General features: G+C 70.6%; 19 protein-coding genes. 6 read left to right on the top strand and 13 right to left on the bottom strand.

All coding sequences use genetic code 11. The annotated features are described in order from the left end of the window. Positions 1–3: 3 nt before the first annotated feature. From ACIRQH_RS28750 to ACIRQH_RS28730, 5 genes are all read right to left on the bottom strand, one after another. Positions 4–984, bottom strand: coding sequence for an ABC transporter permease (locus ACIRQH_RS28750; RefSeq protein WP_358822640.1), 981 nt, complete (start codon positions 982–984; stop codon positions 4–6). 94 nt (positions 985–1,078) lie between these two features. Next, positions 1,079–2,887, bottom strand: a complete 1,809-nt coding sequence (locus ACIRQH_RS28745; protein ID WP_358822641.1) for an ABC transporter substrate-binding protein — start codon at positions 2,885–2,887, stop codon at positions 1,079–1,081. A gap of 149 nt (positions 2,888–3,036) precedes the next feature. Continuing rightward, a complete protein-coding gene (locus ACIRQH_RS28740) occupies positions 3,037–4,071 on the bottom strand; it encodes an ABC transporter permease (RefSeq protein ID WP_388867000.1) in 1,035 nt (344 codons plus the stop codon). 842 nt (positions 4,072–4,913) lie between these two features. After that, complete coding sequence (gene typA, locus ACIRQH_RS28735; RefSeq protein ID WP_358822643.1) at positions 4,914–6,821, bottom strand: translational GTPase TypA; 1,908 nt, start codon at positions 6,819–6,821, stop codon at positions 4,914–4,916. Between the two features lie 179 nt (positions 6,822–7,000). Further along, positions 7,001–9,295: an ABC transporter family substrate-binding protein gene (locus tag ACIRQH_RS28730; RefSeq protein WP_404227514.1), complete on the bottom strand. Its 2,295-nt coding sequence runs from the start codon at positions 9,293–9,295 to the stop codon at positions 7,001–7,003. A 485-nt stretch (positions 9,296–9,780) separates the two neighbouring features. Here ACIRQH_RS28730 and ACIRQH_RS28725 point away from each other — a divergent pair, with 485 nt between their 5' ends. Genes ACIRQH_RS28725 through ACIRQH_RS28710 form a run of 4 tightly spaced genes read left to right on the top strand, consistent with a single transcriptional unit; the run spans position 9,781 to position 13,701 of the window. Continuing rightward, a complete protein-coding gene (locus ACIRQH_RS28725) occupies positions 9,781–10,104 on the top strand; it encodes a hypothetical protein (protein ID WP_358822085.1) in 324 nt (107 codons plus the stop codon). Positions 10,105–10,150: 46 nt separating this feature from the next. Then, positions 10,151–10,972 (top strand): hypothetical protein, encoded by an 822-nt coding sequence (locus ACIRQH_RS28720; protein WP_404227511.1) that lies wholly within the window; start codon positions 10,151–10,153, stop codon positions 10,970–10,972. 18 nt (positions 10,973–10,990) lie between these two features. Further along, positions 10,991–12,934, top strand: a complete 1,944-nt coding sequence (locus ACIRQH_RS28715; protein ID WP_404227508.1) for a fumarate reductase/succinate dehydrogenase flavoprotein subunit — start codon at positions 10,991–10,993, stop codon at positions 12,932–12,934. Then, the gene (locus ACIRQH_RS28710) at positions 12,931–13,701 is read left to right on the top strand and encodes a succinate dehydrogenase/fumarate reductase iron-sulfur subunit (protein ID WP_358822082.1); all 771 of its coding nucleotides are present in this window, start codon (positions 12,931–12,933) and stop codon (positions 13,699–13,701) included. Before ACIRQH_RS28715 ends, ACIRQH_RS28710 begins: the two co-directional genes overlap by 4 nt. 90 nt (positions 13,702–13,791) lie before the next feature. On the opposite strand, the gene ACIRQH_RS28705 is transcribed toward ACIRQH_RS28710, so the two are convergent. Beyond that, the gene (locus ACIRQH_RS28705; RefSeq protein ID WP_404227505.1) at positions 13,792–14,088 is read right to left on the bottom strand and encodes a hypothetical protein; all 297 of its coding nucleotides are present in this window, start codon (positions 14,086–14,088) and stop codon (positions 13,792–13,794) included. Between the two features lie 93 nt (positions 14,089–14,181). Then, the gene (locus ACIRQH_RS28700; protein ID WP_404227502.1) at positions 14,182–15,495 is read right to left on the bottom strand and encodes a hypothetical protein; all 1,314 of its coding nucleotides are present in this window, start codon (positions 15,493–15,495) and stop codon (positions 14,182–14,184) included. Between the two features lie 105 nt (positions 15,496–15,600). On the opposite strand from ACIRQH_RS28700, the gene ACIRQH_RS28695 reads away from it, so the two are divergent. Further along, the gene (locus ACIRQH_RS28695) at positions 15,601–17,217 is read left to right on the top strand and encodes a hypothetical protein (RefSeq protein ID WP_404227499.1); all 1,617 of its coding nucleotides are present in this window, start codon (positions 15,601–15,603) and stop codon (positions 17,215–17,217) included. A 48-nt stretch (positions 17,218–17,265) separates the two neighbouring features. Here the strand turns inward: ACIRQH_RS28695 and ACIRQH_RS28690 are convergent, their stop codons facing one another. From ACIRQH_RS28690 to ACIRQH_RS28665, 6 genes are all read right to left on the bottom strand, one after another. Beyond that, on the bottom strand, positions 17,266–19,944 hold the full coding sequence (locus ACIRQH_RS28690; protein WP_388867021.1) for a SpoIIE family protein phosphatase: 2,679 nt from the start codon (positions 19,942–19,944) through the stop codon (positions 17,266–17,268). Between the two features lie 461 nt (positions 19,945–20,405). Further along, entirely contained in the window at positions 20,406–20,837 is a 432-nt protein-coding gene (locus ACIRQH_RS28685) for an ATP-binding protein (protein WP_355865178.1), read from the bottom strand. Positions 20,838–21,150: 313 nt separating this feature from the next. Then, entirely contained in the window at positions 21,151–21,561 is a 411-nt protein-coding gene (locus tag ACIRQH_RS28680; RefSeq protein WP_358822077.1) for a (deoxy)nucleoside triphosphate pyrophosphohydrolase, read from the bottom strand. A gap of 45 nt (positions 21,562–21,606) precedes the next feature. Beyond that, positions 21,607–21,789, bottom strand: coding sequence for an SPOR domain-containing protein (locus tag ACIRQH_RS28675; protein ID WP_358822076.1), 183 nt, complete (start codon positions 21,787–21,789; stop codon positions 21,607–21,609). A gap of 416 nt (positions 21,790–22,205) precedes the next feature. Beyond that, a complete protein-coding gene (locus tag ACIRQH_RS28670) occupies positions 22,206–22,958 on the bottom strand; it encodes a GntR family transcriptional regulator (RefSeq protein WP_404227494.1) in 753 nt (250 codons plus the stop codon). A 148-nt stretch (positions 22,959–23,106) separates the two neighbouring features. Beyond that, on the bottom strand, positions 23,107–24,411 hold the full coding sequence (locus ACIRQH_RS28665; RefSeq protein WP_404227491.1) for a DUF4190 domain-containing protein: 1,305 nt from the start codon (positions 24,409–24,411) through the stop codon (positions 23,107–23,109). 247 nt (positions 24,412–24,658) lie between these two features. Between ACIRQH_RS28665 and ACIRQH_RS28660 the strand changes: the two genes are divergently transcribed. Next, the gene (locus ACIRQH_RS28660) at positions 24,659–25,765 is read left to right on the top strand and encodes a threonine synthase (protein WP_358822073.1); all 1,107 of its coding nucleotides are present in this window, start codon (positions 24,659–24,661) and stop codon (positions 25,763–25,765) included. The last annotated feature ends 24 nt before the right edge of the window (positions 25,766–25,789 follow it).

The following is a 25,789-nucleotide window of genomic DNA, read 5'->3' as shown; positions in this document are numbered from 1 at the left end:
CTCCTAGGACAGCCGCACGCGCGGGTCGATGAAGGCGTAGCAGGCATCCACGATGATGTTGAACAGCAGGATCATGGCGGCGGAGAAGAGCATCACGCCCAGCAGCAGCGGAAGGTCGCTGAAGAAGACCGCCTGGACGGCGAGTTGGCCGAGACCCGGCAGGCCGAACGTGTACTCGGTGATGATCGCGCCGCCGAGCAGCGAGCCGAGGTCGATGCCGAAGATGGTCACGATGGGGATGAGGGAACCGCGCCAGGCGTAGCGGAAGAAGACGTACTTCCGTGACATGCCCTTCGCGCGCGCGGTGCGGACGTGCTCCTCCTGGAGCTGTTCGATCATCGACGAGCGCGCCATACGCGTGTATTGCGAGGCGAAGATCGTGGAGAGGATCACCCAGGGGATGAGCAGTCCGCTGAACCAGGTCACGGGATTGGCGGTGAAGTCGTTGTAGGCGGGCTTGGAGAAAAGGTGGGTCTGGTAGACGAGGGCCGCCAGCGCCAGCGGGCCGAGGAAGTAGATCTGCATCGAGCTGAGGATCATCGCCCCGGCCGTCACCGTCTTGTCGAAGAGCGTGCCCCGCTTCCAGGCGGAGAACATGCCCGTGCCGAGACCGACGAACAGGAAGATGACGGCGGCGCCCAGCGTCAGCGAGACGGTGGTGGGCAGCCGGTCCATGAGCGTGCCCCAGACCTGCTCGTTGGTGTGGTACGAGTACCCGAAGCAGGGCGCGGGGCACGGCCCTTGGGTGAAGTCACTGCTGCCCAGCACGAGGTTGTGCAAGAAGATCCAGTACTGCTCGGGGATCGACTTGTCGAGCCCGAGCACGTGATGGATGTTCTCGAGGTTGGCAGGCGTGCATGTCTTGCCGCACATCAGCAGCCCAGGGTCCCTCGGCATCCCGAAGAACAGCAGGAACGCGACGATACTCAGCAGAAACAGGATGACGACGGCGCCGAGTGAGCGGCGAATGAGGAAGCGCAGCATGACAGGGGCAGCTCTCAGACGTCAGCGGGCCCGGCGGGGCCCGGTGCGTGCGCTCGTCGAGCGGCAGGCGCACCGGGCCCCGTCAGAGCGACGGTTACTTGACGAACAGGCGACGCGGGTCGACGCCACCGATCACGTCGTCGTAGACCAGGCCGCCGACCTTGGAACCGGCGATCTGGGTCTGCTTGTAGTACGCGGTCGGGACGACGTTGACGACGTCCTTGACCAGGTACTGGTCGACCTTCTCCCACGCGGCCGCGGCCTTGACCGGGTCGGTGATCTTGTTGATGCGGTCGATGTCGGCGTTGACCTTGGGGTCGTTGACCTGCGAGTAGTTCTGCGCACCGTCGGCGATACCGCGGCCGTCGTACAGCGGCGGGATCACGGTCGAGGCGGACGGCCAGTCGGCACCCCACGCGGTGTGGAAGATGTCGTAGTTGTTGTCCAGCTTGCTGACCTGGTCGTAGTACGTCTCGGCCGGGATCTCCTGGCGCTGGACGTCGAAGCCGGCCTTCTTCAGACCCGCGGCCATGGCGGTGGAGTACTGCTGGCCCTCGGGGGTGTTGATGTAGCCGAAGGTCAGCTTCATGCCCACCTTGCCCGCTTCCTTCAGCAGGGCCTTGGCCTTGTCCGGGTCACCGGCCGGCTTCTTGCGCTTGCCGAACGGGTCGAAGGAGGCGTCGTAGCCGCTGACGGTCGGGCTGATGAGGCCGCCGGCGACCTCCATCGCGTCGTTGCCGCCGAAGGCACGCACGAACGGCGTGATCGGCAGGGCGTAGGCGATGGCCTCGCGGATCTTCTTGTCCTTGAGGGCCGGGTGGCTCAGGTTGATGTTCATCTGACCGACGTACGGCTGGAAGCCGGAGACGGTGCGGGTCTTCATCTTCGCGTCCGTGAGGACCTTGGACAGGTTGCCCGCGTCGACCTGGTTGTTGAAGCTGATGCCGGCCTGGTCGGCGCCGGAGTCGGCCAGCAGCGTCTTGGTGGACGCCTCGTACTGCTGGTTGAACGTGAAGTTGAACTTGTCCACGTACTGGTGACGGATCGGGTCGGTCTTCGGGTCCCAGTTGGTGTTCTTCACGAGGACCATCGACTTGCCGGACTTGAACGACTGGATCTTGTACGGTCCGGCCGCCACCGGCGCCCGGTCGTACTTCTCCTTGGTGTCACCCTTCGCGGAGACGATCGCGTAGCCCGCCATCGCGAGGGCGTACGGAAGGTCGGCGTGCGGCGACTTGAACTTGAAGACGATGGTCTTGTCGTCCGGCGTCTGCAGGATGCTGTCCGGCAGGTGCTTGCCCTTGTAGGGGCCGTCCTTCAGCAGCTTGCGGTAGTCCGCGCCCGGGCTGTCCGCGAGCCACTGCTGGATGTAGGGCGGGCCCTGGTTGATGAACGGCGCGAAGAGGCGCTCCATGGTCTGGCGGACGTCCTTGGACGTGATCGCCGTGCCGTCCTGGAACTTGATGCCGTCCTTGAGCGTGAACTTCCAGGTCTTGCCGCCGTCCGTCGTGGTGCCGGAGTCGGTGGCGAGGTCGCCGACGACCTCGTGCTTGGAACCGTCGTCGCTCGTGGCCTTGTAGCCGGTCAGGCCGCGGTGGAGCAGCGTCGCGAGGGAGCCCTCGTCGGACACGTAGATCTGACCCGGGTCAAGGTGCGCGTAACTGTCACGCTGGAGGACCTCCATCGTGCCGCCGGTCTTGGCGCCGGGAACCTCGGCCGCGGGGCCGGTGGAGTCGGCGGCGTCGCCGAACTTGATCGACGCCTGCTGCCGCTGCGCGTTCTCCTTGTCCTTCTTGTTGTCGTCCTTGCTGTCGCTGCCGCCCTTGCTGCAACCGGTGAGCACGAGAGCTCCCGCCGCGAGCACGGAGATCGCGGCGTATGCGTGGCGTCCGCCCCTACTCATCACTCAGATTCCTACCCATCTGTGTATCACCAGTGCGAACAAGTGCACCTGCGGTGCTGGTGAGTCGCTTTGGTCGACCAGTGAAGTGCCGTTGATGTGCTGTGGAAGTGCCGTTCGAAATCGGGGCGAAGGCGCCCACAACTCTGTGGTCAGCGAGCCGTCTTGGGATCGAAGGCGTCCCTGACCGAATCCCCGAGCAGGTTGAACGCGACGACGAAGATGATCATCGAGACGCCCGGGAAGAACATGTAGGTGATGTCGTTCTGCAGGACGAGTTCCGTCGAGGCCTTGGAGAACATCTGTCCCCAGTCGGGCGTCGGTTCGACGATGCCGACACCGAGGAACGACAGGCCCGCTTCGATCGTCACGAAGTTCGGGAGCAGGTAGGTGGCCTGCACCAGAAGCGGTGTCACCACGTTGGGCAGCACCTCCTTGCGGATGATCCGCCAGGGGTGCGCGCCGCTCACCTTGGCCGCCTCGATGAACTCCCGTTCTCGCAGGGCGAGTGCGGTGCCCCGCAGAATGCGGGCGAGACTCATCCAGCCGAGCACCCACTGGACCGCGATCAGCGCGACCACGCGGACGTAGGTGGGTGTCTCGTCGCGGGGGCTCACGAAGAGCGAGACCACGACGGGCATGCTCGCGATGAAGAAGAGCTGCGAGGGGAAGGCCAGCAGGAAGTCGATGACGCGGCTGATGCCGTAGTCGACCTTGCCGCCGATGTAGCCGGCGGTGACCCCCAGGAGGATGCCGGTGATCACGACCGCGATCGTCACCGCCACGGAGATCATCAGCGAGGTCCGGATGCCGAAGATCAGCTTGGTGAAGACGTCGTAGCCGTTGCCCGGCTCCAGACCGAACCAGAACTCGCTGCTGATACCGCCGTTGGGCTGGACCGGCACGCCCGCGCTGTCGAAGAGCTCGGGACGCTCGTCCGCGTACACCGTGTAAGGATTCTTGCCGTACATCTTGCCGATCAGCGGCGCGAGGATGGCGATCAGGAAGTAGAACCCCACGACATAGGCGGAGATGACCCCCGAGCGGTCCCGCTTGAAGCGGATCCACATCAACTGGCCGGGAGACCGGCCGACGAGCTGATCGGCCTCGGGTTGCGCGGCCGCCACCTGCCCGTCGCCCACGGCGACCGGTCCAGCGCCGTCCTCAGTCTCGATAGGACTCGTCACAATTCGCCCATTCCGCAAGTGTGGGTGTGCCGTACCCGGACGCGGCCGGTCCGCCGGAGCGGAGGAGGCTGCGCCGAGTCGGCGGCCGTCACCTGGTGTGCCAGGCCGCCGTTCGGTTGAGAAGAGACGTCAATTACCCGGCGGTCGACCGGAACTCCCAGTCGGACGCGCGTAGTTGGAACCACATCGGGGTCCGCCGCCAAGGACGGAAAACCGGGTGGTGCTCAGCGACGCACCGGGCCGGGCCTGCGCCCGGGCCGCGGCGTCAGCGCACGCGGGCACAGAGTCGTGATCGGAACTCCGCCTCGTCGCGGACCGCGGGGGGCGATGTGACCCACATGGTGCTGATGACACCGCACATGGGTACCTCCTCATGACTCAACCGGTGCACGGACAGGAGGGGCACTGCTGACCTCCGACACCCCTGACGGAGGATCAAGCACCCCACTGTGCTCGTGAGTCGGCACTGTCCCCACAGCGCATGACCCATTGACCCGAGCGTTACGCGGCTAACTATCTGACATGAGCCAGATAACCGACCACAGCCTTTAGGTCTCGGTTCCATCACAGCTACCGCGTACATCTTCCAAAATCTGGACAAAATGATCCGCCGGAGAAGCCCCCGAAACGGACGTGTTACATGCGTATCGGTCGAGGGGCTCCGCATTTCGGACATGGTGAGGCGGAAAACGGGTTGCAAAAAGCCCGGGTGCCCCCACGCTTGGGGACACCCGGGCTCGGTCGCCGGTGGATCGGCCCGTCACTCCGGGCGGATCAGCCCGGCCCGGCCGGCCGGCTCAGTGACGGCGCGGCGGGTCGGACAGGGCGCTACGGCCGGTGGATCAGCCGTGCTTGGCGCGGCTCGCGCTGCGGCCGCGCTCCTTCTGGTCCAGGACGACCTTGCGGATGCGAACGGCCTCCGGAGTCACCTCGACGCACTCGTCGTCGCGGCAGAACTCGAGGGACTGCTCCAGCGAGAGCTTGCGCGGCGGAACGATCGCCTCGAACGAGTCGGCCGCTGCCGACCGCATGTTCGTGAGCTTCTTCTCCTTGGTGATGTTCACGTCCATGTCGTCGGCGCGCGAGTTCTCGCCGACGATCATGCCCTCGTACACCTCGGTGCCGGGGTCGGTGAAGAGCACACCGCGCTCCTGGAGATTCGTCATCGCGAACGCGGTGACGGCGCCGGAGCGGTCGGCGACGAGCGAGCCGTTGTTACGGGTCGTCAGGGTGCCGAACCAGGGCTCGTGGCCCTCGTGGATGGAGTGGGCGATGCCCGTGCCGCGCGTGCCGGTCAGGAACTCCGTACGGAAGCCGATGAGGCCGCGGGACGGGACGACGAACTCCAGACGGACCCAGCCGGAGCCGTGGTTCGACATGTTGTCCATCCGGCCCTTGCGGACGCCCATGAGCTGCGTGACCGCGCCCATGTGCTCCTCGGGGACGTCGATCGTCATGCGCTCGACCGGCTCGTGGACCTTGCCGTCGACGATCTGGGTGACGACCTGCGGCTTGCCGATGGTCAGCTCGAAGCCCTCGCGGCGCATCTGCTCGACCAGGATGGCGAGCGCGAGCTCACCACGGCCCTGGACCTCCCACGCGTCCGGACGCTCGGTGTCGAGCACGCGCAGCGAGACGTTACCGACCAGCTCGCGGTCGAGGCGGTCCTTGACCTGGCGGGCGGTGACCTTGCGGTCCTTGACCGCGGCCTTGGCGTCCGCGCCCTTGCCGGTGGCACCGCGGCCGACCATCGGAGAGGTGTTCGTACCGATGGTCATGGAGATCGCCGGCTCGTCGACCGTGATCAGCGGCAGCGCGATCGGGTTCTCGGGGTCGGCGAGGGTCTCGCCGATCATGATGTCCGGGATACCGGCGACGGCACAGATGTCACCGGGGCCCGCCTTCTCGGCGGGCTTGCGGGTGAGCGCCTCGGTCATCAGCAGCTCGGTGATGCGGACGTTCGCCATCGTGCCGTCGCGCTTGATCCACGTGACGTTCTGGCCCTTGCGCAGCTCGCCCTGCTCGACACGGAGCAGCGCGATACGGCCGAGGAAGTTGTCGGCGTCCAGGTTGGTGACGTGGGCCTGCAGCGGCGCGGTCTCGTCGTAGGACGGGGCCGGGACCGACTCGAGGATCGTCGTGAAGAACGGCTCCAGGCTGTCGCTGTCGGCCGGGACGGTGCCGTCCTCCGGCTTGGTCAGCGAGGCCACGCCGTCACGCGCACACGCGTAGACGATCGGGAACTCGATCTGGTCCTCGTCGGCGTCCAGGTCGAGGAAGAGGTCGTACGCCTCGTTCACGACCTCGTCGATGCGCGCGTCCGGGCGGTCCGTCTTGTTGATGCACAGGATGACGGGCAGCCGGGCGTGGAGCGCCTTGCGCAGCACGAAACGCGTCTGGGGCAGCGGGCCCTCGGAGGCGTCGACGAGGAGGACGACCGCGTCCACCATCGACAGGCCGCGCTCGACCTCACCACCGAAGTCGGCGTGGCCGGGGGTGTCGATGATGTTGATCGTGATGGCGTCGCCGCCGGCCTTGGGGTGGTACTTGACCGCGGTGTTCTTCGCCAGGATCGTGATGCCCTTCTCACGTTCCAGGTCGTTCGAGTCCATCATGCGGTCGTCGAGCGACTCGGCGGCGTGCGCGGCGAAGGCACCGGCCTGCTTGAGCATGGCGTCGACCAGGGTGGTCTTGCCGTGGTCGACGTGGGCGACGATGGCGACGTTGCGGATGTCGTGGCGCGTGGCCATATTGAGGCGCTTCTCCCGGAGTGAGTGGACGGCCTCCGCGTCGCGGGGCCTGCCGGGCTGAACACGCCTCGGCCTTACCCCATGGTACGTGGCCCTGGCGGAGGCAACCTCCGCAGGGCCACGGGGGGCGGTTCCGCGCGGGCCCGCCACATGGCGGGCCCGCGCGGTTCATCCGCAGGTCATCCGGTCTTCGAGGGGCTCGCCACGGGGTGGGCGCCCTTCTTCAGGAAGCCCATGTCCTCGTACACCGGGGTCTGGAAACCGAAGGCTCCGGCGTTGGCGAGACCGGTGCGGACGGCGGTCAGCTGGGGACGCTGGTAGAGGGGGATGGAACCGGCCGCGGCCCAGATGCGGGAGTCGGCCTTGCGGACCAGGGAGCGCTCCTCGTCCTCGTTCAGCGTCGACAATGCCTGGTCGAACAGCTGATCCACCTGGTCGGTGCCGACGCGCGTGTAGTTCTGCTCCACGCTCAGCGAGCCGTCTGCCGCCGGGACGGGCTTGGAGTAGATCGGGCGGGCGTCGGTGGCCGGGTAGGCGGATGCCGGCCAGGAGTACAGCGCCAGGTCGTACTGGCCCGAGGCGATGTGGTCCTTGAAGTAGCTCGCGTCGGACACCTTGGAGATGTCCGTGCGGATGCCGATGCGCTGGAGCATCTGCGCGATCTTGTCGGCGACGGCGCGCAGCGACTCGGAGCCCTGACCGGAGGGCAGGACGAAGCGGAGGGTCAGCGGCTTGCCGTCCTTGGCGAGCGCGCCCGACGCGGCCCCCGCGGGAGCGGCTGTGCCCTTCGGCGCGTACGCGCCCGGGGCCCCGCCCTGCTTGGCGTACTGCTTGCCGGCCTGCTGCTCGTCCGCCTGGATGCCGGACTGCGCGCTGGTCCGCCCGTGTGCGCCGGTGTGGTCCTTGGGGTCCTTGCGCAGCTCCCGCTCGGCCTCGGACGGCTTGTTGTCCTCGCCGACGATGTACGTCCCGTCGTCGCCCGGGCTGTCGTCCGTGTCGGCCTTCCTGCCCTTGGACCCGGCGGCCTTCTCCGTCTTCTTCTGCTCGGTGACCGGCCCGCCGGGCACCCATCCGGCGTCCGCGAGGAGCGCACGCGCCTCGGCGGTGTCCTGGCCGCCGAGCGCGCCGCTGTTGTCGGAGTACGCCGCCTGCCCGACGAGGGCGAGGTGGCTGCCGACCGGCTCGACGGGCAGGCCCAGCGGCTTCAGGACCACCTTGGCCAGTTCCTTGCGGTCCAGGGCGCGGGCCACGGCGCGGCGGACCCGCTCGTCGGCGAGGGGGCCCTCGGAACCGTTGAGGGCGAGCTGGGTGTAGGCGGGTTCGAGGGACTTGCGCACCACGAAGGCGCTCAGCGCGGCCTGCTGGTCGGCGGCCTTCGCCTTGCTCCCCTTGGCGCCGCCGGTGTCCGCCTCGTCGCCGTCCGCGGACTCGTCACTCTTGCTCTTGCCGTCGTCCCGGGCCTTCTCGTCCTTCTCGTCCTTGCTCTTTCCGGTCTTCTCCCCGGAGCCGTCCTTCTCGCTCGTGCCCCGCTCGGCCCCCGGCGTGTGCGTGCCGGTCGTGCCGGTGGCGGACGCGCCCTTCAGCGGGCCGGACCTGCCGCGGGCGGCGGTGATGCGCTCCGCGTCCACGGGGTCGATCTCGGCCATGTCGAGTTCGTCGGCGGCGAGCGCGGCGGCCCGCTTGTCGCGGGCCACGGCGACCAGGTCGATCTCGGAGAGCTTGGTGGGGCTGCCCCACCAGCGCGGGTTGCGGGTGAGCTGGACCTCACCGCCCTTGACGTCGACCTTCTTCACCGCGAAGGGCCCGGCGGAGACCTTGAGCTTGCGGCGGGCTCCGTCGTTGAAGGAGTCCGCGGTGCCCATGACGCTCTTCGGGTACAGCGGCGAGAACAGTGACTTCCAGTCGGCGTAGGGCCGCGCGAAGGTGACGCGGACCTCCAGGTTGTTCTTGCCCCGCTCGATCTTCTCGATGCGGTCGTAGCCCGCGTTGCGGGCCGTCCAGTACGCGGAGTCCTTGCCGGACAGGGCGCGCCACTGGGCGGCGAAGTCGGCGGCGCCGATCTCGCGCCCGTCGCTCCAGACGGCCTGCTGGTCGAGCTTGTACAGCACCACCTGCTTGGGCTCGGTGCCGACGACCTTGGCCGACTCCAGGTAGTCGGGGTTGATCTGCGGCCGCCCGTTCGCGTCGAGGCGGTACATCGAGGGCAGGACGGCGCCGGCGACCCGGGAGGTGGCCGCGTCCGCGTCCGCCTGGAACGCGTTCAGCGTCTCCGGGACCGCGTCCACCGCCCAGCGCAGGGTGCCGCCGTCGGCGACCTGGTCTCGGGACGCGGGAGCGATGTCCTGCGCGGCCGCCGGCCTGTCCGCCTCGTCGTCCGCGCTGCACGCGGAGAGGGCGGGTACCGCGAGCACGCCCGCGGTGAGGAATGCGGCCGAGCGCATCACCGCGCGCAGTCCGACGCCGTCGTGGGACATCACTGCAACCTCCGGGGGACGCTCCGCTGTCTGGGGCACGTACTGCTTCTGATCACCATTGGGCTTATTTGGAGCTGATCAGATCTATGCGCCCACTGAAGGCCAGGGAGGGCGGCCGGAAGGGGCGACACGGCGGCAGGGACGCGGAACCCCACCCGTGCGGCGCAATCCAGGGCCCGGCGCCATGGGTCCGGCCCGCCCGCGGGGTCCGCGGGGAACCCCATACGCCGGTGAGCGTCCTCGGCGCGGGGGCGCGCGGTCCCGGCGCGGAGGCGTGCAGTCCCGGCGCGGGAGCGTGCAGTCCCGGCGCGGGGGCGTGCGATACCGGCGCGCGGGCGGGGGCAGCGGTGCGCACGGCGTGATCCGGAGCGTATGAGCCGCCAATCCGTGCACACGCCTTCACACGGGCGTGTGTGACGCGCAACACTCGCAGGCGCATGAACGTTGCCGCCTGGGGCCGCTGGGCCCGGAAGTGAGGGCAAGTCATGTCCGTGCACGACGACCTGACATCGGTCCAGCGCTGCCTCGACGACCTGCAGCGGTCGGTGCGACGCCTGGAACAGCACATGGGCACCGGCCTGGAGATGCGCCGCGTCCGCGCCGACGCCGACCATCTGCGCGAGAGCGTCGCGCTGCTGCGCGAGGCGAGCGCGGGCCCCTCCGGGCTCCCGGCCGTACCCGGACCGGCGGGACCCGCGTCCGGGCTGCGGCCCGACCTGGTGCGGATCCCGGACACCCCGTACGACAGCTCGCTGTGGACCGACTCCGACGACGAGGGTCTCGGCTCGTCCCACGGTCCCACCCACTGAGCGCCCTCGACACCGGCGCGCCCCCGAACCCGACCGGAGTGCGAAGTTGGCCACTGGTACGGAACCCCATCTGAACAGCGGCGGTGTACGCGCCGGCACGCGCGCCGCGATCGCCGCACCGCATCTGCGGACCGACCGCTGGTGGCTGGCGCCCGCCGTCACCGCGGCCGGGCTGCTGGCCTTCATCGTGTACTCGACGTGGAGGGCCTTCGCGGACACGGACTACTACGCGGCGCCGTACGTCTCGCCGTTCTACTCGCCGTGCCTGGCGGAGCGGTGCAGGACCATGCACGCCGGGCCGAACGCGGACCTCTTCGGGAGCTGGTGGGGCATCTCGCCCGCGATCATCATCCTGGTCTTCCCGCTCGGGTTCCGGCTGACCTGCTACTACTACCGCAAGGCCTACTACCGGGGCTTCTGGGCCAGCCCGCCGGCCTGCGCGGTCGCCGAGCCGCACAAGAAGTACTCCGGCGAGACCCGCTTCCCGCTGATCCTGCAGAACATCCACCGGTACTTCTTCTACGCGGCCCTCGTCGTCGCCGGCATCCTCACGTACGACACCGTGCTGTCCTTCCGCGACGAGCACTACGCCTGGGGCCACATGGGGCTCGGCACGCTGGTGTTCCTCCTGAACATCACGCTGATCTGGGCGTACACCCTGTCCTGCCACTCCTGCCGGCACATCGTCGGCGGGAAGCTGAAGCACTTCTCCAAACATCCCGTGCGCTATCGGATGTGGCAGTGGGTCGGAAAGCTGAATGCCCGTCACATGCTGTTGGCCTGGGCCTCGTTGATGAGTGTGGCGCTCGCCGACTTCTACGTGTACCTCGTCGCCTCCGGTGTCTTCGACGATCCGCGCTTCTTCTAGATTGGGTGGAGCCCCCTGATGTCCGTGGTCGACCGACAGGAGTGGGACGTCGTCGTGGTCGGTGCCGGTGGCGCCGGACTGCGAGCCGCCATCGAGGCTCGTGAACGCGGCGCCCGCACGGCGGTGATCTGCAAGTCGCTGTTCGGCAAGGCGCACACAGTGATGGCCGAGGGCGGCATCGCGGCCGCCATGGGCAACGTGAACTCCGGCGACAACTGGCAGGTCCACTTCCGCGACACCATGCGCGGCGGCAAGTTCCTCAACCAGTGGCGGATGGCCGAGCTGCACGCCCGCGAGGCACCCGACCGGGTCTGGGAGCTGGAGACCTGGGGCGCCCTCTTCGACCGCACGAAGGACGGGCGCATCTCGCAGCGCAACTTCGGCGGCCACGAGTACCCGCGCCTCGCGCACGTCGGCGACCGCACCGGGCTCGAACTGATCCGCACGCTCCAGCAGAAGATCGTGGCCCTCCAGCAGGAGGACATGCGGGAGACCGGCGACTACGAGTCCCGCCTGAAGATCTATCAGGAGTGCACCGTCACGCGGATCCTGAAGGACGGGCAACGGGTGTCCGGGACCTTCTGCTACGAACGTGAGTCGGGCCGCTTCTTCGTCCTCGAAGCGCCCTCCGTGGTGATCGCCACCGGCGGCATCGGCAAGTCCTTCAAGGTGACGTCCAACTCGTGGGAGTACACCGGCGACGGGCACGCGCTCGCGCTGCTCGCCGGGGCGCCGCTGCTCAACATGGAGTTCGTGCAGTTCCACCCGACCGGCATGGTCTGGCCGCCGTCCGTCAAGGGCATCCTCGTCACCGAGTCGGTCCGCGGCGACGGCGGGGTGCTGCGCAACTCCGACGGAAAACGCTTCATGTTCGACTACATCCCCGACGTCTTCAAGGAGAAGTACGCGCAGTCGGAGGAGGAGGGCGACCGCTGGTACGAGGACCCGGACCACAACCGGCGCCCACCGGAGCTGCTCCCCCGCGACGAGGTCGCGCGGGCCATCAACTCCGAGGTGAAGGAGGGTCGCGGATCGCCGCACGGCGGGGTCTTCCTCGACGTGTCGACCCGGATGCCCGCCGAGGTGATCCGGCGCCGACTCCCCTCCATGTATCACCAGTTCAAGGAACTGGCCGACGTCGACATCACCGCGGAGGCGATGGAGGTCGGACCCACCTGCCACTACGTGATGGGCGGCATCGCGGTCGACTCGGACACGGCGGCGGCGCGCGGTGTCCCCGGGCTGTTCGCGGCCGGCGAGGTCGCGGGCGGCATGCACGGCTCCAACCGGCTCGGCGGCAACTCCCTCTCCGACCTCCTGGTGTTCGGGCGGCGTGCGGGACTGCACGCCGCCGCGTACGCCGCCGGGCACACCGGCGGCCGTCCCCCCGTGGACGAGGTCCAGGTCGACACCGCCGCCGCGGAGGCGCTGCGGCCCTTCTCGGCGGAGGGCCCGGTACCCGGCGAGGACAGCGGCCGTCCACCGGAGAACCCGTACACCCTGCACCAGGAACTCCAGCAGACCATGAACGACCTGGTCGGCATCATCCGGCGCGAGGCCGAGATGGAACAGGCGCTGGAGAAGCTCGCCGACCTGCGGGTCCGGGCGCGCCGGGCCGGCGTCGAGGGACACCGGCAGTTCAACCCCGGCTGGCACCTCGCCCTCGACCTGCGCAACATGCTGCTCGTCAGCGAATGCGTGGCCCGGGCGGCACTGGAGCGCACGGAGTCCCGCGGCGGGCACACCCGTGAGGACCATCCGGCGATGGAGCGCGTCTGGCGCCGGGCCAACCTGCTGTGCAGGCTCGCCGACCCCACCGGCGGGCTGGCCGCCACCGATCCCGTACGCGGCCAGATCGATCTCACCCGCGAGAACACCGAACCCATCCGCCCCGACCTGCTCGCCCTCTTCGAGAAGGAGGAGCTGGTCAAGTACCTCGCCGAAGAGGAGCTCTACGAGTGAGCAGCTATGAGGCCCGCTTCAAGGTGTGGCGCGGGGACGTGAAGGGCGGCGGCCTGAAGGACTTCGAGGTCGAGGTCAACGACGGCGAGGTGGTGCTCGACATCATCCACCGCCTCCAGGCGACACAGGCCCCGGACCTCGCGGTGCGCTGGAACTGCAAGGCGGGCAAGTGCGGTTCGTGCTCGGCGGAGATCAACGGCCGGCCACGGCTGCTGTGCATGACACGGATGTCGGTGTTCACCCGGGAGGAGACGATCACCGTCACCCCGCTGCGCGCGTTCCCCGTCGTGCGGGACCTGGTGACCGACGTCGGCTTCAACTACGCCAAGGCGCGCGAGGTCCCGGCCTTCGTGCCGCCCGCGGACGTCGGGCCCGGGGAGTACCGGATGATGCAGGAGGATGTCGACCGCTCGCAGGAGTTCCGCAAGTGCATCGAGTGCTTCCTGTGCCAGGACACCTGCCATGTCGTGCGGGACCACGAGGAGAACAAACCGGCGTTCGCGGGTCCCCGCTTCCTGATGCGGGTGGCCGAACTGGACATGCATCCGCTGGACGCGGCGGCGGACTCCGGGCTGGACCGCAAACGCACGGCCCAGGACGAACACGGCCTCGGCTACTGCAACATCACCAAGTGCTGCACCGAGGTCTGCCCCGAGGGCATCAAGATCACGGACAACGCGCTGATCCCGCTGAAGGAACGCGCGGTCGACCGCAAGTACGACCCGTTGGTGTGGCTGGGCTCGAAGATCGGGCGACGGCAGGGCTGAGGCCCGGCGGACCGTTGCCAGGAGCGAGGAGCCGGTCGGGGCGGGGAGTGTTTCCCCGCCCCGGACAGCCACGCGTCACGTGACCGTACGTCAGTTGGTCCTGTTTCCGGGCGCTTTGGTGATGCGGCCCGGGTACTGTCCGAGCATCTGGAGTGCCTGGCCCACGACGAACAGGGCCACGCCGGTCATCGCGTAGGGCGTCATGTCGGCGTCGGGGCCGTGGAACGGGCCGAGGAACATGAACAGGGACATGCCCACGGAGCCGCTCAGCGCGCCCCAGCCCCACAGCCTCGGCCGGACGACCCGGCGGCGGAACCACGGCGGAACCCAGTACGTCGCGATCGCCGCGACCCCGAGTCCGGCGGCGACCAGCGCCGCCAGTGCCACGAAATATCCGTGCATCCGTCCCCCAGCCCCCGGTTCCCGCCCTGCCCCGGCCCGCGGGACTCCTCCGGATCATGGCACGCGTGGACGGGGAGGTCATCGCCCTGTGAGCCAGCCCTCGCGGTAGGCCGCCCAATCGGTCTCCGTGGCCGCGAAGTCGACGTAGAGGGCGACGCCGAAGTGTTCGCGGGTGCGGTCCGTGCGGGAGAGGCCGAGGCGGGTTCCGCGGACGGCCGCGGCGACCGTCTCGGCGTACGCGCTGTGACCCATCTTGTCCTCGTGGAAGAACGGCAGACCCATCAGGAGATCGGTCGACTTCGGGGTGACCTCCAGGGCGAGGGCGGTCTGCTGGGCCACGTAGCCGCCGTACAGGCTCTGGAGCGGCGTCGCGGTGTCGTACGACATGACGGCGATCTGGTCGACGCGGCGGGCGACCTGCCCGAAGTACGCCTGGGACCACCACTTGGGGTGTCCGGTGAGGGCGCCGGCCGCGGAGTGCAGGCCCGGGAGCGGGTCGATCTGGTGGGAGGCGACGGAGAGCGGGACGTGCCGGGCGCGGGTCAGGGCGTGCAGGCGGTCCAGGAGCGCGAGGTAGTGGGCGTCGCCCGAGTGGAGGGGCTCCAGGTCGAAGTGGACGCCGTCGAACCCGGCGTCCAGGATCCGGCCGGCCGAGCGCACGACGGCGTCGCGGGTGCCGGCCCGTCGCAGCCGCATGCCGTCCGGCGTCTCGGTCGCGAGTTCGTCGCCGAGCCAGGCCTGGACGCGGATGCCGGGCAGGCGCTCGTGCACACCGGCGATCAGCCGGCCCGCCGACGGATACGCCGTCGCGGGGAGTGAGCCGTCGTGCTCCAACGGCCCCGCGTGGACGTACAGGTCCCGTATCCCGGTGCCGCGCAGCCGCTCCGCCAGCGCGTCGAGGTCCGCGTCGCTCTTCCGCCCGTCCACCCAGGCGTGCCCGAGCCACAGCGCGTCCCGGTTCCGGGTCCTGGTGCCGTCGGCCGGATCACCGGCGTAGTTCACCCGCAGGGCGACTCCGGCGGCGAGGACGGGGAGCAGCAGGAGCAGCACCAGGCCGAGCGCGATCCGCTTGGGTATTCGCAGGCGGGGGTGGCGCCAGGCGCGGACGAGCCCGCCGTACCGAAGGGGCCTGCCCGGGCGCGGACCGGTGTCCTGGCCGGGGAGTGACGGTGTGGGTGACGGTGTCTCCCCCTCGGACCGCGCCTCTTCGGCGGGGTCCGCCTCGGCGAGGGACGGGGGTCCGGAGCACGGCGGCTCGGGTGTGGTGTGCGCGACCGGGTCGGGCAGCCCCTCCTGGGACCGCGCGACCGGGTCGGGCAGCCCCTCCTGGGACGCTGTCGCCCCGGCGCGTTCGCGCTGCCCGTCCGGCCCGGTGTCCCGTCCCGTGTCCATCCCCCGCACCCCTCCCGTACGCCCCCGTATCCCCCGTACCTTAGGCGCCCTCACCTCGGTGGATACGGGTCGCGGAGGTGGCCGGGCGGCCATACGCTCCCAAATGTGACGTCGTCCTCGAGTCGAAGCCGGTCGCCCCGGGCCCCGTCGCACATAGCCGTGCGGGTGGCGCACGCCGTGCTCGGGGCGCTGGTCGCGGTGGGGTGGCTGATGCTGCCACTTGCGCGCGGGGAGGGCGGCGGGAACGGGGAAGGCGTCGAGAACGGGGCCACGGTGACCGTCGCGCGGAGCGAGGGCGTCACCGCTCCGGCGGCCGACTCCTCCGACGCCGTCGGGGCGACGACCGGGGATCTGGTGCCGCCGCTCGTCGCGGCCGGCGCGGCGGGAGCACTGGCGGCCTACACGTACGGGCGGCGCAGACGGCGCGCGACGACACGGACGACACCCGGCGGCAACGGGCACCGACTCACACCCCTGCCGGAACTGGATCTCCAGGCACGGCAGTTGCTCGTCGAGATCGACGACTGCGTACGCGCCTCCGCCGAGGAGCTGGGCTTCGCGGCCGCCCGGGAACCGGCCGACGCCGTGACTCCCCACAGGGAGGCGCTGGCCTACGCGGAGGCCGAACTCCGGGCCGCCTTCCGGCTGCGGCGGCGGCTCGACGACGCGGGCACCGCACCGGACGGCGACGACCGCCGGGAGGCGCTGGAGGAGATCGTCTCCCGGTGCCGGGACGCGGGGCGGCGGCTGGACGCGGCGGCGCCGGGCTTCGACCAGCTCCGGGCGCTGGAGCGGGACACATCGGCGGCCGTGGAAGGTGCCGAGACCCGCTTCAGGGAGCTTGCCGCACGGACCCCCGCCACCGAGGCCGCGCTCGCCGGTCTGCACGAGCGGTACGCCCCCACGGCCTCGCTCCCGGTCACGGGTGACGTCGAACAGGCCAAGGACCGGCTGGTGTTCGCCACCCTGCGGCTCAACCAGGCCCGCCAGTGCGCTGACCGGGGCGAGGGCACGGAGGCGGCCGCCTCGCTGCGCGCGGCCGAGGCGGCGGTGGCGCAGGCCGGTGTCCTGCTGGACGGTGTGGACCGGCTCACGGCCGAACTGGCCACGACGGCAGCCCGGTTGCCCGTGGCGCTCGCGTCGACGGAGGCCGCTCTCGGCGCGGTCCACGGCCGTCGGCCGACCGCCTTGGGTACCGAGCCCTTCCCCGTCGGCGGCGACGCGCGGTCGGCCCGGGCCGAGGTGCTCCTGGCAGGCGTACGCCGAGAGATGACGTCCGGGCCCTACGATCCGCCGGACGCGCTGCGCCGGGTGGTGGAGGCGGGCGCGCTGCTCTCCGAGGCGGGCGAGGCCGAGGTTCCCGGCCTGCGCGACCACGCGCTGCTGTCCGCCCGCGGCGCGCTCACATCGGCAACGGGCTTCGTCGGCACGCACCGAGGAGCCGTCGGCAGCACGGCCCGTACGCGGCTGGCCGAGGCGGAACGCCTGCTCGGACCGGGTTCCTCCACCCTGGCGGAGACACGGCGGGCCGACGCACTCGCCCAGGAGGCACGCCGGCTCGCCGAACGGGACGTACGGGCGTACGGCACTCCCTCGGGCGGCGACGCGGGCGCCGGGACGGGCGGCGCGGTGCTCGGCGGGATTCTCCTCGGCGACGGCGAGGGCCCGGTGAGCTACGGCGGCCCGCGCACCCGGGGCCGCCGGTCGACGTCCCCCGGCTGATCCGACCGCCCGCACCGGTGGCGGCCGGATACCGGACGGGCGTCGGTCTCAGAACAGGCTCAGCAGCGCCTCGGCCGGATCGGTGAGGCTCGTCTCCCCGTCCGGCAGCGGGAGTTCGAACCAGACCGTCTTCCCGCGCGGGGTCCGGCGGGAACCCCACCCGGCGGAGAGGAGGCCGACCAACTGGAGGCCGCGTCCTCCCTCGTCGGTGTCGCGGGCGCGGCGGCGGCGCGGCTGGACGAGCCCCGCGTCCCAGACCTCGCAGACGAGGGTGCGGTCGAGCAGCAGCCGCAGCCGGATCTCGCCCTCGCCGTACCGCAGGGCGTTGGTGACCAGCTCGCTGACCAGCAACTCCGTCGTGTCGACGAGCGGTTCCAGGCCCCAGGCGACGAGCTGTGTGCGCGCGTACTCGCGGGCGCGGCCCACACTGCGCGGCTCGCGCGGCAGGGTCCAGTCGCCGACGGAGTCGGCGGGCAGCCCCTGGACGCGGGCCATCAGCAGGGCGATGTCGTCCTCGCCGTGGTGGGTGTCGAGGGTGTTGAGGACGTGGTCGCAGACGTCCTCCAGCGGGCTGGTGGGGTCGGTGAGCGCGCCGACGAACGCCTGCAGCCCCTCGTCGAGCGGGTGGTCGCGCGATTCGACCAGTCCATCCGTGTAGAGCGCCAGCAGCGCACCTTCGGGGAGTTCGACCTCCACCTCCTCGAAGGGCTCGCCGCCCACCCCGAGGGGCATGCCGGGCGGCACGTCGAGCATCAGCGCGTTCTCGCCGGGCTCGACCAGCACCGGCGGGAGGTGGCCCGCGTTGGCGAAGGTGCACCGGCGGGTCACGGAGTCGTAGACCGCGTACACGCAGGTGGCGAGGTACACCTCGGAGAGGTCGGCGTCGCGGGGCTGGCGGGCCGTGCGGGTCGCCTGCTGGACACCGCCGGGGGTACCGAGACCGCGGGCGATCTCGTCCAGCGCCGAGAGGACCTCGGCCGGTTCGAGATCGAGCAGCGCCAAGGTGCGTACGGCCGTCCGGAGTTCACCCATCGCCACCGCGGCGCGCAGACCGCGGCCCATCACGTCGCCCACCACGAGGGCCGTGCGGTGACCGGGGAGTTCGATGACGTCGAACCAGTCGCCGCCCACCTCGGTCGCCGCGTTGCCCGGCAGATAGCGGCACGCGATGTCGAGGCCGGAGGCCTCGGGGTCGCCCGGGGGCAGCAGCGACCGCTGCAGGATGAGGGCGCGTTCGTGCTCCCGGCGGTACAGGCGGGCGTTGTCGATACAGACGGCCGCGCGGGCCGCCAGTTCCACGGCCAGGGAGCGGTCACGTTCGCCGAACGGCTCGCTGCCCTTCGTCCGGGAGAACTGGGCGAGTCCCACGACCGTGTCGTGGGCGACCATCGGGACGGCGAGCGTCGACTGGATGAGGCCGCCGTCGTCCGCGGGGATGAACCGCGGCTTGGCGGTGCGCAGGGCGTCCGCGCAGGGCGAGTTGAAGGGGTAGTGATGGACGGCGCCCACGGCGACGGGTGCCTGGCCGCCGACGAACGGCGCGTCCGAGACCGCGCTGGCGAACGCGACCCGGCGCAGTTCCGCGCTGCCGTCCACGAGACCCGGCGGAGCCTCGTCACCGGCCAGCAGCCCCTGGTACAGATCGACCGTCGCGAGGTCGCAGAAGCCGGGGACCACGACGTCGAGGAGTTCGCGCGCGGTGGTCTCCAGGTCGAGGGAGTTGCCGATGCGGGCGCCTGCCTCGTTCAGGAGGGCGAGATTACGCCGCGCGGCGGCCGCTTCCCGGGCGGCCGCGCGACGGGAGGTGATGTCGGTTCCGAGCCAGGCGATACCGATCGGACGCCCGCTTCCGCCGTGTACGCGGTAGAGGTTGACGGACCAGTGGCGGCGCTCCTCGGAGCCGGGCACGTAGCCCGTGACGTGCATGTCCGTGATGGAGTCGCCGGTTTCGAGGACGCGGCGCAGGACGGCCGTGACGCGCTCGGCCTCCGGGTGCGGGAGGTAGTCGTGGACGGCCTTGCCGTGGTGGTCGTCGACGTCGCCGCCGAAGATCGAGGCGAACCGCTCGTTGGCCCGCCGGACCCGCAGGTCCGTGTCGATCAGCAGGAACCCGAACGGAGATTGACCGAAAATCGCCTGCGAAGCGGCGAGGTCCGTCTCGATGCTGCGCAGAGTACGGACGTCCACGACGATGCACACCGCGGCCCGCTCGCCGTCCTCGGTCCTGGTCGGCATCACATAGACCTCGGCGAGGCCCTCCACGGGCTCGGCCGTGCCCTCGGCGGCGGGCACCCGGAAGGGCACCACGCCGGTCCACTCACGGCCGTCCAGGATCTCCGCCATCTTGCGCTGACCGAACTCGCGCCGGTCGGCGGCGACGAACGCCTCGATGGGGTCCATGCCGACGGCCCGCTCCGCGGGGATCCCGAAGATCTGTTCGGCGCGCAGGCTCCACTGGTCCACCAGCCCGTCGGCGCCTATCGAGAAGGACGCGACCTTGATGTAGTCGTAGATCGAGCCGGGTGGACTGGTCTGCCACAGCGCGTCGCCCGGGGCCTCGCCGGCCGCCTCACCGACCGGACCGGCCGCCGCGCCGCCCGCCCTTTCGCCCGAGGTGTCACCCGCGTCGTCGCCGGGGGCCGTGCGCGCGGAATCGCTCGCCGCATCAGCCCTCGCGCCGCCCGACGGGTCCTCCGACTCCGTGGCCTTCGCTGGTATCTCGCTCACGCGAACCGTCCCCTCCAGCTCACCGCGTCCGGCACCGGTCACCGGGGGCGGCTGCCCGCAGTATCCAGCACTACGGCGCCGCACAACACGGTGTTCACGATCACAGCACGGTCCCGATGGTTTTTGGACCGGCCGCGACATACTCCCAGTCTTCTAACCAGGTGGCGCCCCGTCGAATCAAAGAATCCGACACCCGCCAGTGGCCTGAACCAGTCGAGCGCCGAGCGCACGCCCCGTCCCCCGGTCTCACGACCCGGCGCAGCGGGCCGCTCCCGGCCCCGAGCAGCCGGTTCGGGACCGGACGGGTATCTCTTGCGGACCCGGTCGAAACCCCGTTTCGGACTCTGCCGAAACTCTTCGCTCCAAGCCGGTCCGGGTCGGTCCGGGTCGGTCGGGGTCGGTCACGCGGTTCGGCGTGGTGGTGGGGATCCCGGCGGGCTGTCCGTCCCGGCAGGCTCACCTCACTCCGGCACGGCCAGTTCGAACCAGACGGTCTTGCCGTCGTCCCCGGGCCAGGTGCCCCAGCTTCTGCACGAGCCGGCCACCAGCTGGAGTCCCCGGCCGCTCTCGTCCTCGGCGGCGGCGGACCGTTCGCGCGGCGGGTCCGGCAGGGGATCGGAGACCTCGACGCGAAGGGCGCGCTGCCCGTCCACGGGACGCACCAGACGGACCCCGATCGGGCCCGTCGCGTGGCGCAGCGAATTCGTCACCAGCTCGCTGACCAGCAGCACGGCGATGTCACCGACGGAGTCCAGCTCCCACGCGCGCAGTTGTCCCCGGACGGCGGCGCGGGCGGTGCGGACGGCACCCGGCTCCGCCGGAAAGGTCCACTCGGCGCAGTCGCCTTCGGTGTCGATCAAGTCGATCACTTCCCAGACCAGGAACTCACCCATGTCCGGTTTCGTGGGATTAGTGGTCACATACCCGATATCGACGCCGGTTTACCGTGCTGGGCCACCCGCTGTGGGGCGAACGGCGTACGCGCCGCGCACGAGACGTGTCACCCCCTCGGGCCGGGCCGCACTCCCCGCGCGGGCGGAGCCCCGCTCCGGCCCGCACCGCGCCCCGGCATTCCGCGGGCGGAGTCCAGCCACCCCTTCGAGGGGCCGGCCGGCCCTCCGGGCGACACCCCGTCACGTCCTACGGGTGGAGCCACGGCAGCGGTCCCGTCACCGTCCGACGGACGGAGCCACGGCAGCGGTCCCGTCACCCTCGCTCGGTACGGAGCCACGGCAGCACGTCCTTGACCGCCGGTACGTCCTGGTCCAGCCAGTCCACGTCCCAGATCTGCTCGGGGGTGAGCCAGCGCAGTTCGTCGTGGTCCTCCAGCGGACGGGGGGCGGCGGAGCCGGGCAGCAGCCCGGCGGCCCACACCACGAGGACATAGCCCGGCTTCAGCGGCCACTCCCCTGGGACGCGCTCCAGCGGTTCCGTTTCGACGCCGAGTTCCTCGCGCAGCTCGCGTACGAGGGCCAGCTCGGGGGTCTCCCCCGGCTCGACCTTGCCGCCCGGCAGTTCCCATCGCCCGGCCAGTTCGGGGGGTGCGCTGCGGCGGGCGGCGAGCAGGCGCCCTTCGTGCACCAGGGCGCCACCGACCACCACGATCCGTTCCGTCATGCGCCGGAGCCTACGGGAGCGGAGCTGGGGTGCCGGCGCGGCGGATCACCGGCTGCCGTTCTGTCCGATCCGCTCGACCCAGTAGAGCTGTTTGTGGCCGCGGGCGTCGAGGCTGTCCGCGGTCTTCTGCGCCTCCGCGCGGGTCGCGTACCTGCCGACGCGGTAGCGATTGCCGTTGTCGTCCTGCCGTATGACGAGCCAGGGAAGAGTGATCGTGCCGTCGTTCATCCAGCTCCTCCGCTTCCCGCCCCGGGCCCCCGTCCTGCCCCGCCCTCTGACGAAACCGCACTCCGCATATGCCCGAGCCTACGCCTAACCTTCACGCAGCGAATACGGCTTTTCACAAAGAGGTACGCAACCAGCCAGGAGGGGACGCCGCCCCGGGGGGCGCACGCAGCCGAACACGCCGTCACCCGCCCCCCACGTGCCCGCGAACAGGGCGAAGGTCCTTTCGCACCCGGCAGTTGAGAACGGCCAGATTCCAACCGGGGCATTCACCCGTCCACTTGGGACCGGCGGGGGTCGCGGCGGACGCCTGATCACCCGACGGCGGGGCGAAGGCATCCCCCGGCGTCCCGGGTGTCCCGAACGGAGCCTCCGGCTCACTTCACCGGCCGCCGGGGACAACCCGGGTCAAGGGCAGGTCACTTCACCGGCAGGTGGTAGGCGATGCGGTACCGGTCCGCCGGGACCACCACGTCGGCCGTCTCGATCGGACGGCCCGAGGCGTAGAAGGTCCGCTGGATGACGACGACGACATGGCCGGGGACACCGCCCAGCGCCAGGAGTTCCTCGGCGAGGCCCGGGCGGGCGCCGACCTCCTCGGTGACGTTGTCCACGATCACGTCGATGGCGGCCATGCGCTCGACGACGCCCATGCCGCCGAGCGGGCCCTCCTCGGGGAGCATCACCGGCGTACGCCCGGTGACGGCGAGCGGTTCCCAGGAGGTGGAGAGCATCATCGCCTCGCCGCCGTCCCGGTAGACGTAGTTCGTGCACATCACGCGGTCGCCGGGCCGGATGGCGAGCCGCTCGGCGATCGCGCCGCTCGTCTCGACCTGTCGGCTGTGGGACTCCCAGGTGCCGCGCGCGGCCATGTCGGCCTGCTCCTGGCGGAACGGGGTCGCGCCACTGTCCGGCCGGTATCCCGACCGGGCCACCCGGCGCGGCACCGGGCGCTCGCGCACATAGGTGCCGGAACCGGAACGGCCCTCCACGAGCCCCTCCGCCATCAGGACCTTCCTCGCCTCCAGGGCGACGGTGTCCGACACCCTGTACTCCTCGCGGATCCTGGCCTGCGAGGGGAGGCGGGTGTGCGGTGGCAGTGAACCGTCGACGATCTTCTTACGGAGATCCCCCGCGACGCGCAGGTAGGCCGGCTGTTCACCGAAAGTCACTTGGCCGCTCCCATCAGGTTGTACAGACAGCAACAGCGTGGCAACCGTGGGTTGTCCTGTGCAAGCAAAGGCCAAAGAATCACTCGATGTGATGACGTGAGCCCCCCGAGGGCTTTACGCAGGCACTTTCTCCCCGCTATAGGCGTCGTCACACCTCCATTCCGCTGCCGCCTTCACCATCGCCGCCGCGGTCGCCGCCACTGCCGCCGGGGCCGCCGCCCGCCGGCGGGGTGGTGGCGAGACCCAGAGCCTCGCGGGTGGTGACCGTCGCTTTGGCGTCGATGAGCTTCAGGCCCTTCTCGTAGTGGGCGTAGAAGGTGTCCGCGTCCGGCGCCCCGGCGGCCTTCTCCCACTCCTTCTGGGACCGGTCGAGGTTCTTCAGCAGGGCGTCGACCTTGTCGCTCGCGACCGGGTCGAAGGTGTGGCGGCGCAGCTGCCCGGTCTGCTCGACGATCGCGTCGGAGACCCTGTCCGCCCACTTCTTGTGGCCCGGCAGGTCGTCCTCGACGTACTCCTCGTCGGGTGCCGATCCCATCGCCGTGTTGAGGAGGCGTGCCGCGCTCAGGTAGGCGAACTGGTCGCCGTCGAGCGTCGTCACGTCCTTGCGCAGCGAGCCGGTCAGGGTGCCCTGTCCGTCGGTGTTCCCGAACATGCAGGTGATCTCGCGGTCCCCGACACGCCAGCTCTGCAGGGTCGGCGTGAAGTGGTAGACGTCGACGTCGTCCGGGACGGCCCAGACGTCCATCGCGTACGTGTCCGTGAGCGCGTAGCACTTGTCGTCGGCCTGGTCGGTGACCGCGGAGTCGCCGGGGAAGGAGTCGCCGGCCACGGTGACCGAGGCGAACACCTCGGCGTCGTGCTTCCCGGCGCAGGGCACCTTGTCGACGTCGTAGGCGAGGCCCTCCAGGGTGTCGCCCGGCGCGTCGAAGCACTCGCCCTTCGTCAGCGAGAAGGTGCTTCCGGCCGCCCCTTCGCTGAAGCCCTCCCAGAAGTCGTCCGCTCCCCCGGTGGCGAACATGAGCGCGACCAGCAGGGCGCCGATCGACGACATCACGATGCCGCCGATCGCCATGCCCTTGCCACGTTCCCCGCGCTTCCTGATCTGGACGAGCGACACGATCCCGAGCACCAGCCCGACGCCGGGCAGGAAGCAGAGGATGCCGAGGACGAGCGCGGCGATCGCGAGCCCGTTGACGGGCGCGGGCCGGTTGTACGGGGAGTATCCCTGGCCCCAGGTCTGGTACGGAGTCCCGTACGGAGACTGCTGGTACGGGCCCTGCTGGTAGGGACCTTGCTGGTACGGGCCCTGATAGGCGCCCTGCTGGTACGGGTCCTGGGGGTGCGGGATGTGCGGATTCGGGGGCGGACAGGGCCCGGGCGCCCCCGGCGGTGTCCCTTGCGGCGGGTGCTGACCCTCTGGTTGCTGCGGCCCGGGCGGCGGGGGTATGGCCACGAGTTCCCTTGCTCCTAGTCCACGCGCGGTGGAACCTGCGTACGGCTGCCGGATGGCTGCGCGCATCGTAAAGGGGGCGCGGGTGGGGGCGGGACGGAGGGCGGGAGTACCGACGGGGAGGGGCCGGGGGCGCGGATCGGGGAGACCGGCCGGGGGGCGCGGGGCCGGGTGGGGCGGAGACGTAACACGCCTTCGGGCGACCGACGGTGACACACCATCACCCGTCGACCGCGTCTAACCTGCGCGTATGACTGCACTGCCGGACTGCTTCTGCCCGACGGACGGCACCCGCGTCCCCTCCGGTTCGCTCGCCTGGTGCTGCCCGGTGTGCCGTGGGCCGCTCGATCTGGACTTCGCCCCGACCCCGGCCCCGCTCTCGTCGCTGACCGGCCGGGTGAACTCGCTGTGGCGGTACGCGGAGTGCCTGCCGCTGGCCTCACCCACCGTGAGCCTCGGCGAGGGCCGCACCCCGCTGGTCTCCCTCCGGGAGGGGGTCTCCGCGAAGCTCGACTTCCTGATGCCGACGTTGTCGTTCAAGGACCGCGGGGCCGTGCTGCTGGCCGAGCTGGCGCTGCGGCTGGGACCCCGGCAGGTGCTCGCGGACAGCAGTGGCAACGCGGGCACGGCGGTCGCCGCGTACTGCGCCCGGGCCGGCCTGCCCTGCACCGTGTACGTGCCCGAGGGCACCTCCCCGAAGAAGCTGGAGCAGATCGAGGCGCACGGGGCACGGCTGCGGGTGGTCGAGGGCGACCGCGAGGCGACAGCACGGGCGGCACGCGAGGCGGCCGACGAGGAGGGCGTGTTCTACGCCTCGCACGTCTTCAACCCGTACTTCCTGCACGGCACGAAGACGTACGTCCACGAACTCTGGGAGGACCTCGGCGGGCGGCTGCCGGAGGTCGTCGTGGTGCCCGTGGGCAACGGCACGCTGCTGCTCGGCGCCGCGCTCGCCGTCGCCGAACTGCACGGGGCGGGGCTGATCGACCGCAGGCCCGCCCTGTACGCCGTGCAGTCGGCGGCCGTCGCCCCGCTCGCCCACGCCTGGTCCGAGGGCGCCGAGGACCTTGTCGGCGTCACCGCGACGGCACCCACGTTCGCCGAGGGCATCGCGATCCCGAACCCGCCCAGGGCCCGCCAGATCCTGCGCGCGGTCCGTGCCTCCGGAGGTGCCTTCCTGACCGTGACGGAGGACCAGATCCGGCACGCCCAGTCGGACCTGGCGGGCCGCGGCCTGTACGTGGAGTCGACCGGGGTGGCCTGCTGGGCGGCGGTGCGGGAGGGCGCGCTCGGCGGGCGCGAGGCGGTGGTCCCGCTGTGCGGCGCGGGGGTGAAGACGGGGATGGCGCGGGAGTGAGGGCGGGGACGGGGCGCGCACGGG

The organism is Streptomyces sp. NPDC102279 (assembly GCF_044766365.1).
Lineage (GTDB): Bacteria > Actinomycetota > Actinomycetes > Streptomycetales > Streptomycetaceae > Streptomyces.
Note: the sequence above shows the minus strand (reverse complement) of the source record. Positions and strands in the feature narration are given on the sequence as shown.

Bases quoted from the DNA above. Each gene is read 5' to 3' on its own strand.
- ACIRQH_RS28750 (WP_358822640.1), bottom strand. From the start codon at position 984: ATGCTGCGCTTCCTCATTCGCCGCTCACTCGGCGCCGTCGTCATCCTG.
- ACIRQH_RS28745 (WP_358822641.1), bottom strand. From the start codon at position 2,887: ATGAGTAGGGGCGGACGCCACGCATACGCCGCGATCTCCGTGCTCGCG.
- typA (WP_358822643.1), bottom strand. From the start codon at position 6,821: ATGGCCACGCGCCACGACATCCGCAACGTCGCCATCGTCGCCCACGTC.
- ACIRQH_RS28730 (WP_404227514.1), bottom strand. From the start codon at position 9,295: ATGTCCCACGACGGCGTCGGACTGCGCGCGGTGATGCGCTCGGCCGCA.
- ACIRQH_RS28725 (WP_358822085.1), top strand. From the start codon at position 9,781: ATGTCCGTGCACGACGACCTGACATCGGTCCAGCGCTGCCTCGACGAC.
- ACIRQH_RS28715 (WP_404227508.1), top strand. From the start codon at position 10,991: ATGTCCGTGGTCGACCGACAGGAGTGGGACGTCGTCGTGGTCGGTGCC.
- ACIRQH_RS28700 (WP_404227502.1), bottom strand. From the start codon at position 15,495: ATGGACACGGGACGGGACACCGGGCCGGACGGGCAGCGCGAACGCGCC.
- ACIRQH_RS28685 (WP_355865178.1), bottom strand. From the start codon at position 20,837: ATGGGTGAGTTCCTGGTCTGGGAAGTGATCGACTTGATCGACACCGAA.
- ACIRQH_RS28680 (WP_358822077.1), bottom strand. From the start codon at position 21,561: ATGACGGAACGGATCGTGGTGGTCGGTGGCGCCCTGGTGCACGAAGGG.
- ACIRQH_RS28675 (WP_358822076.1), bottom strand. From the start codon at position 21,789: ATGAACGACGGCACGATCACTCTTCCCTGGCTCGTCATACGGCAGGAC.
- ACIRQH_RS28660 (WP_358822073.1), top strand. From the start codon at position 24,659: ATGACTGCACTGCCGGACTGCTTCTGCCCGACGGACGGCACCCGCGTC.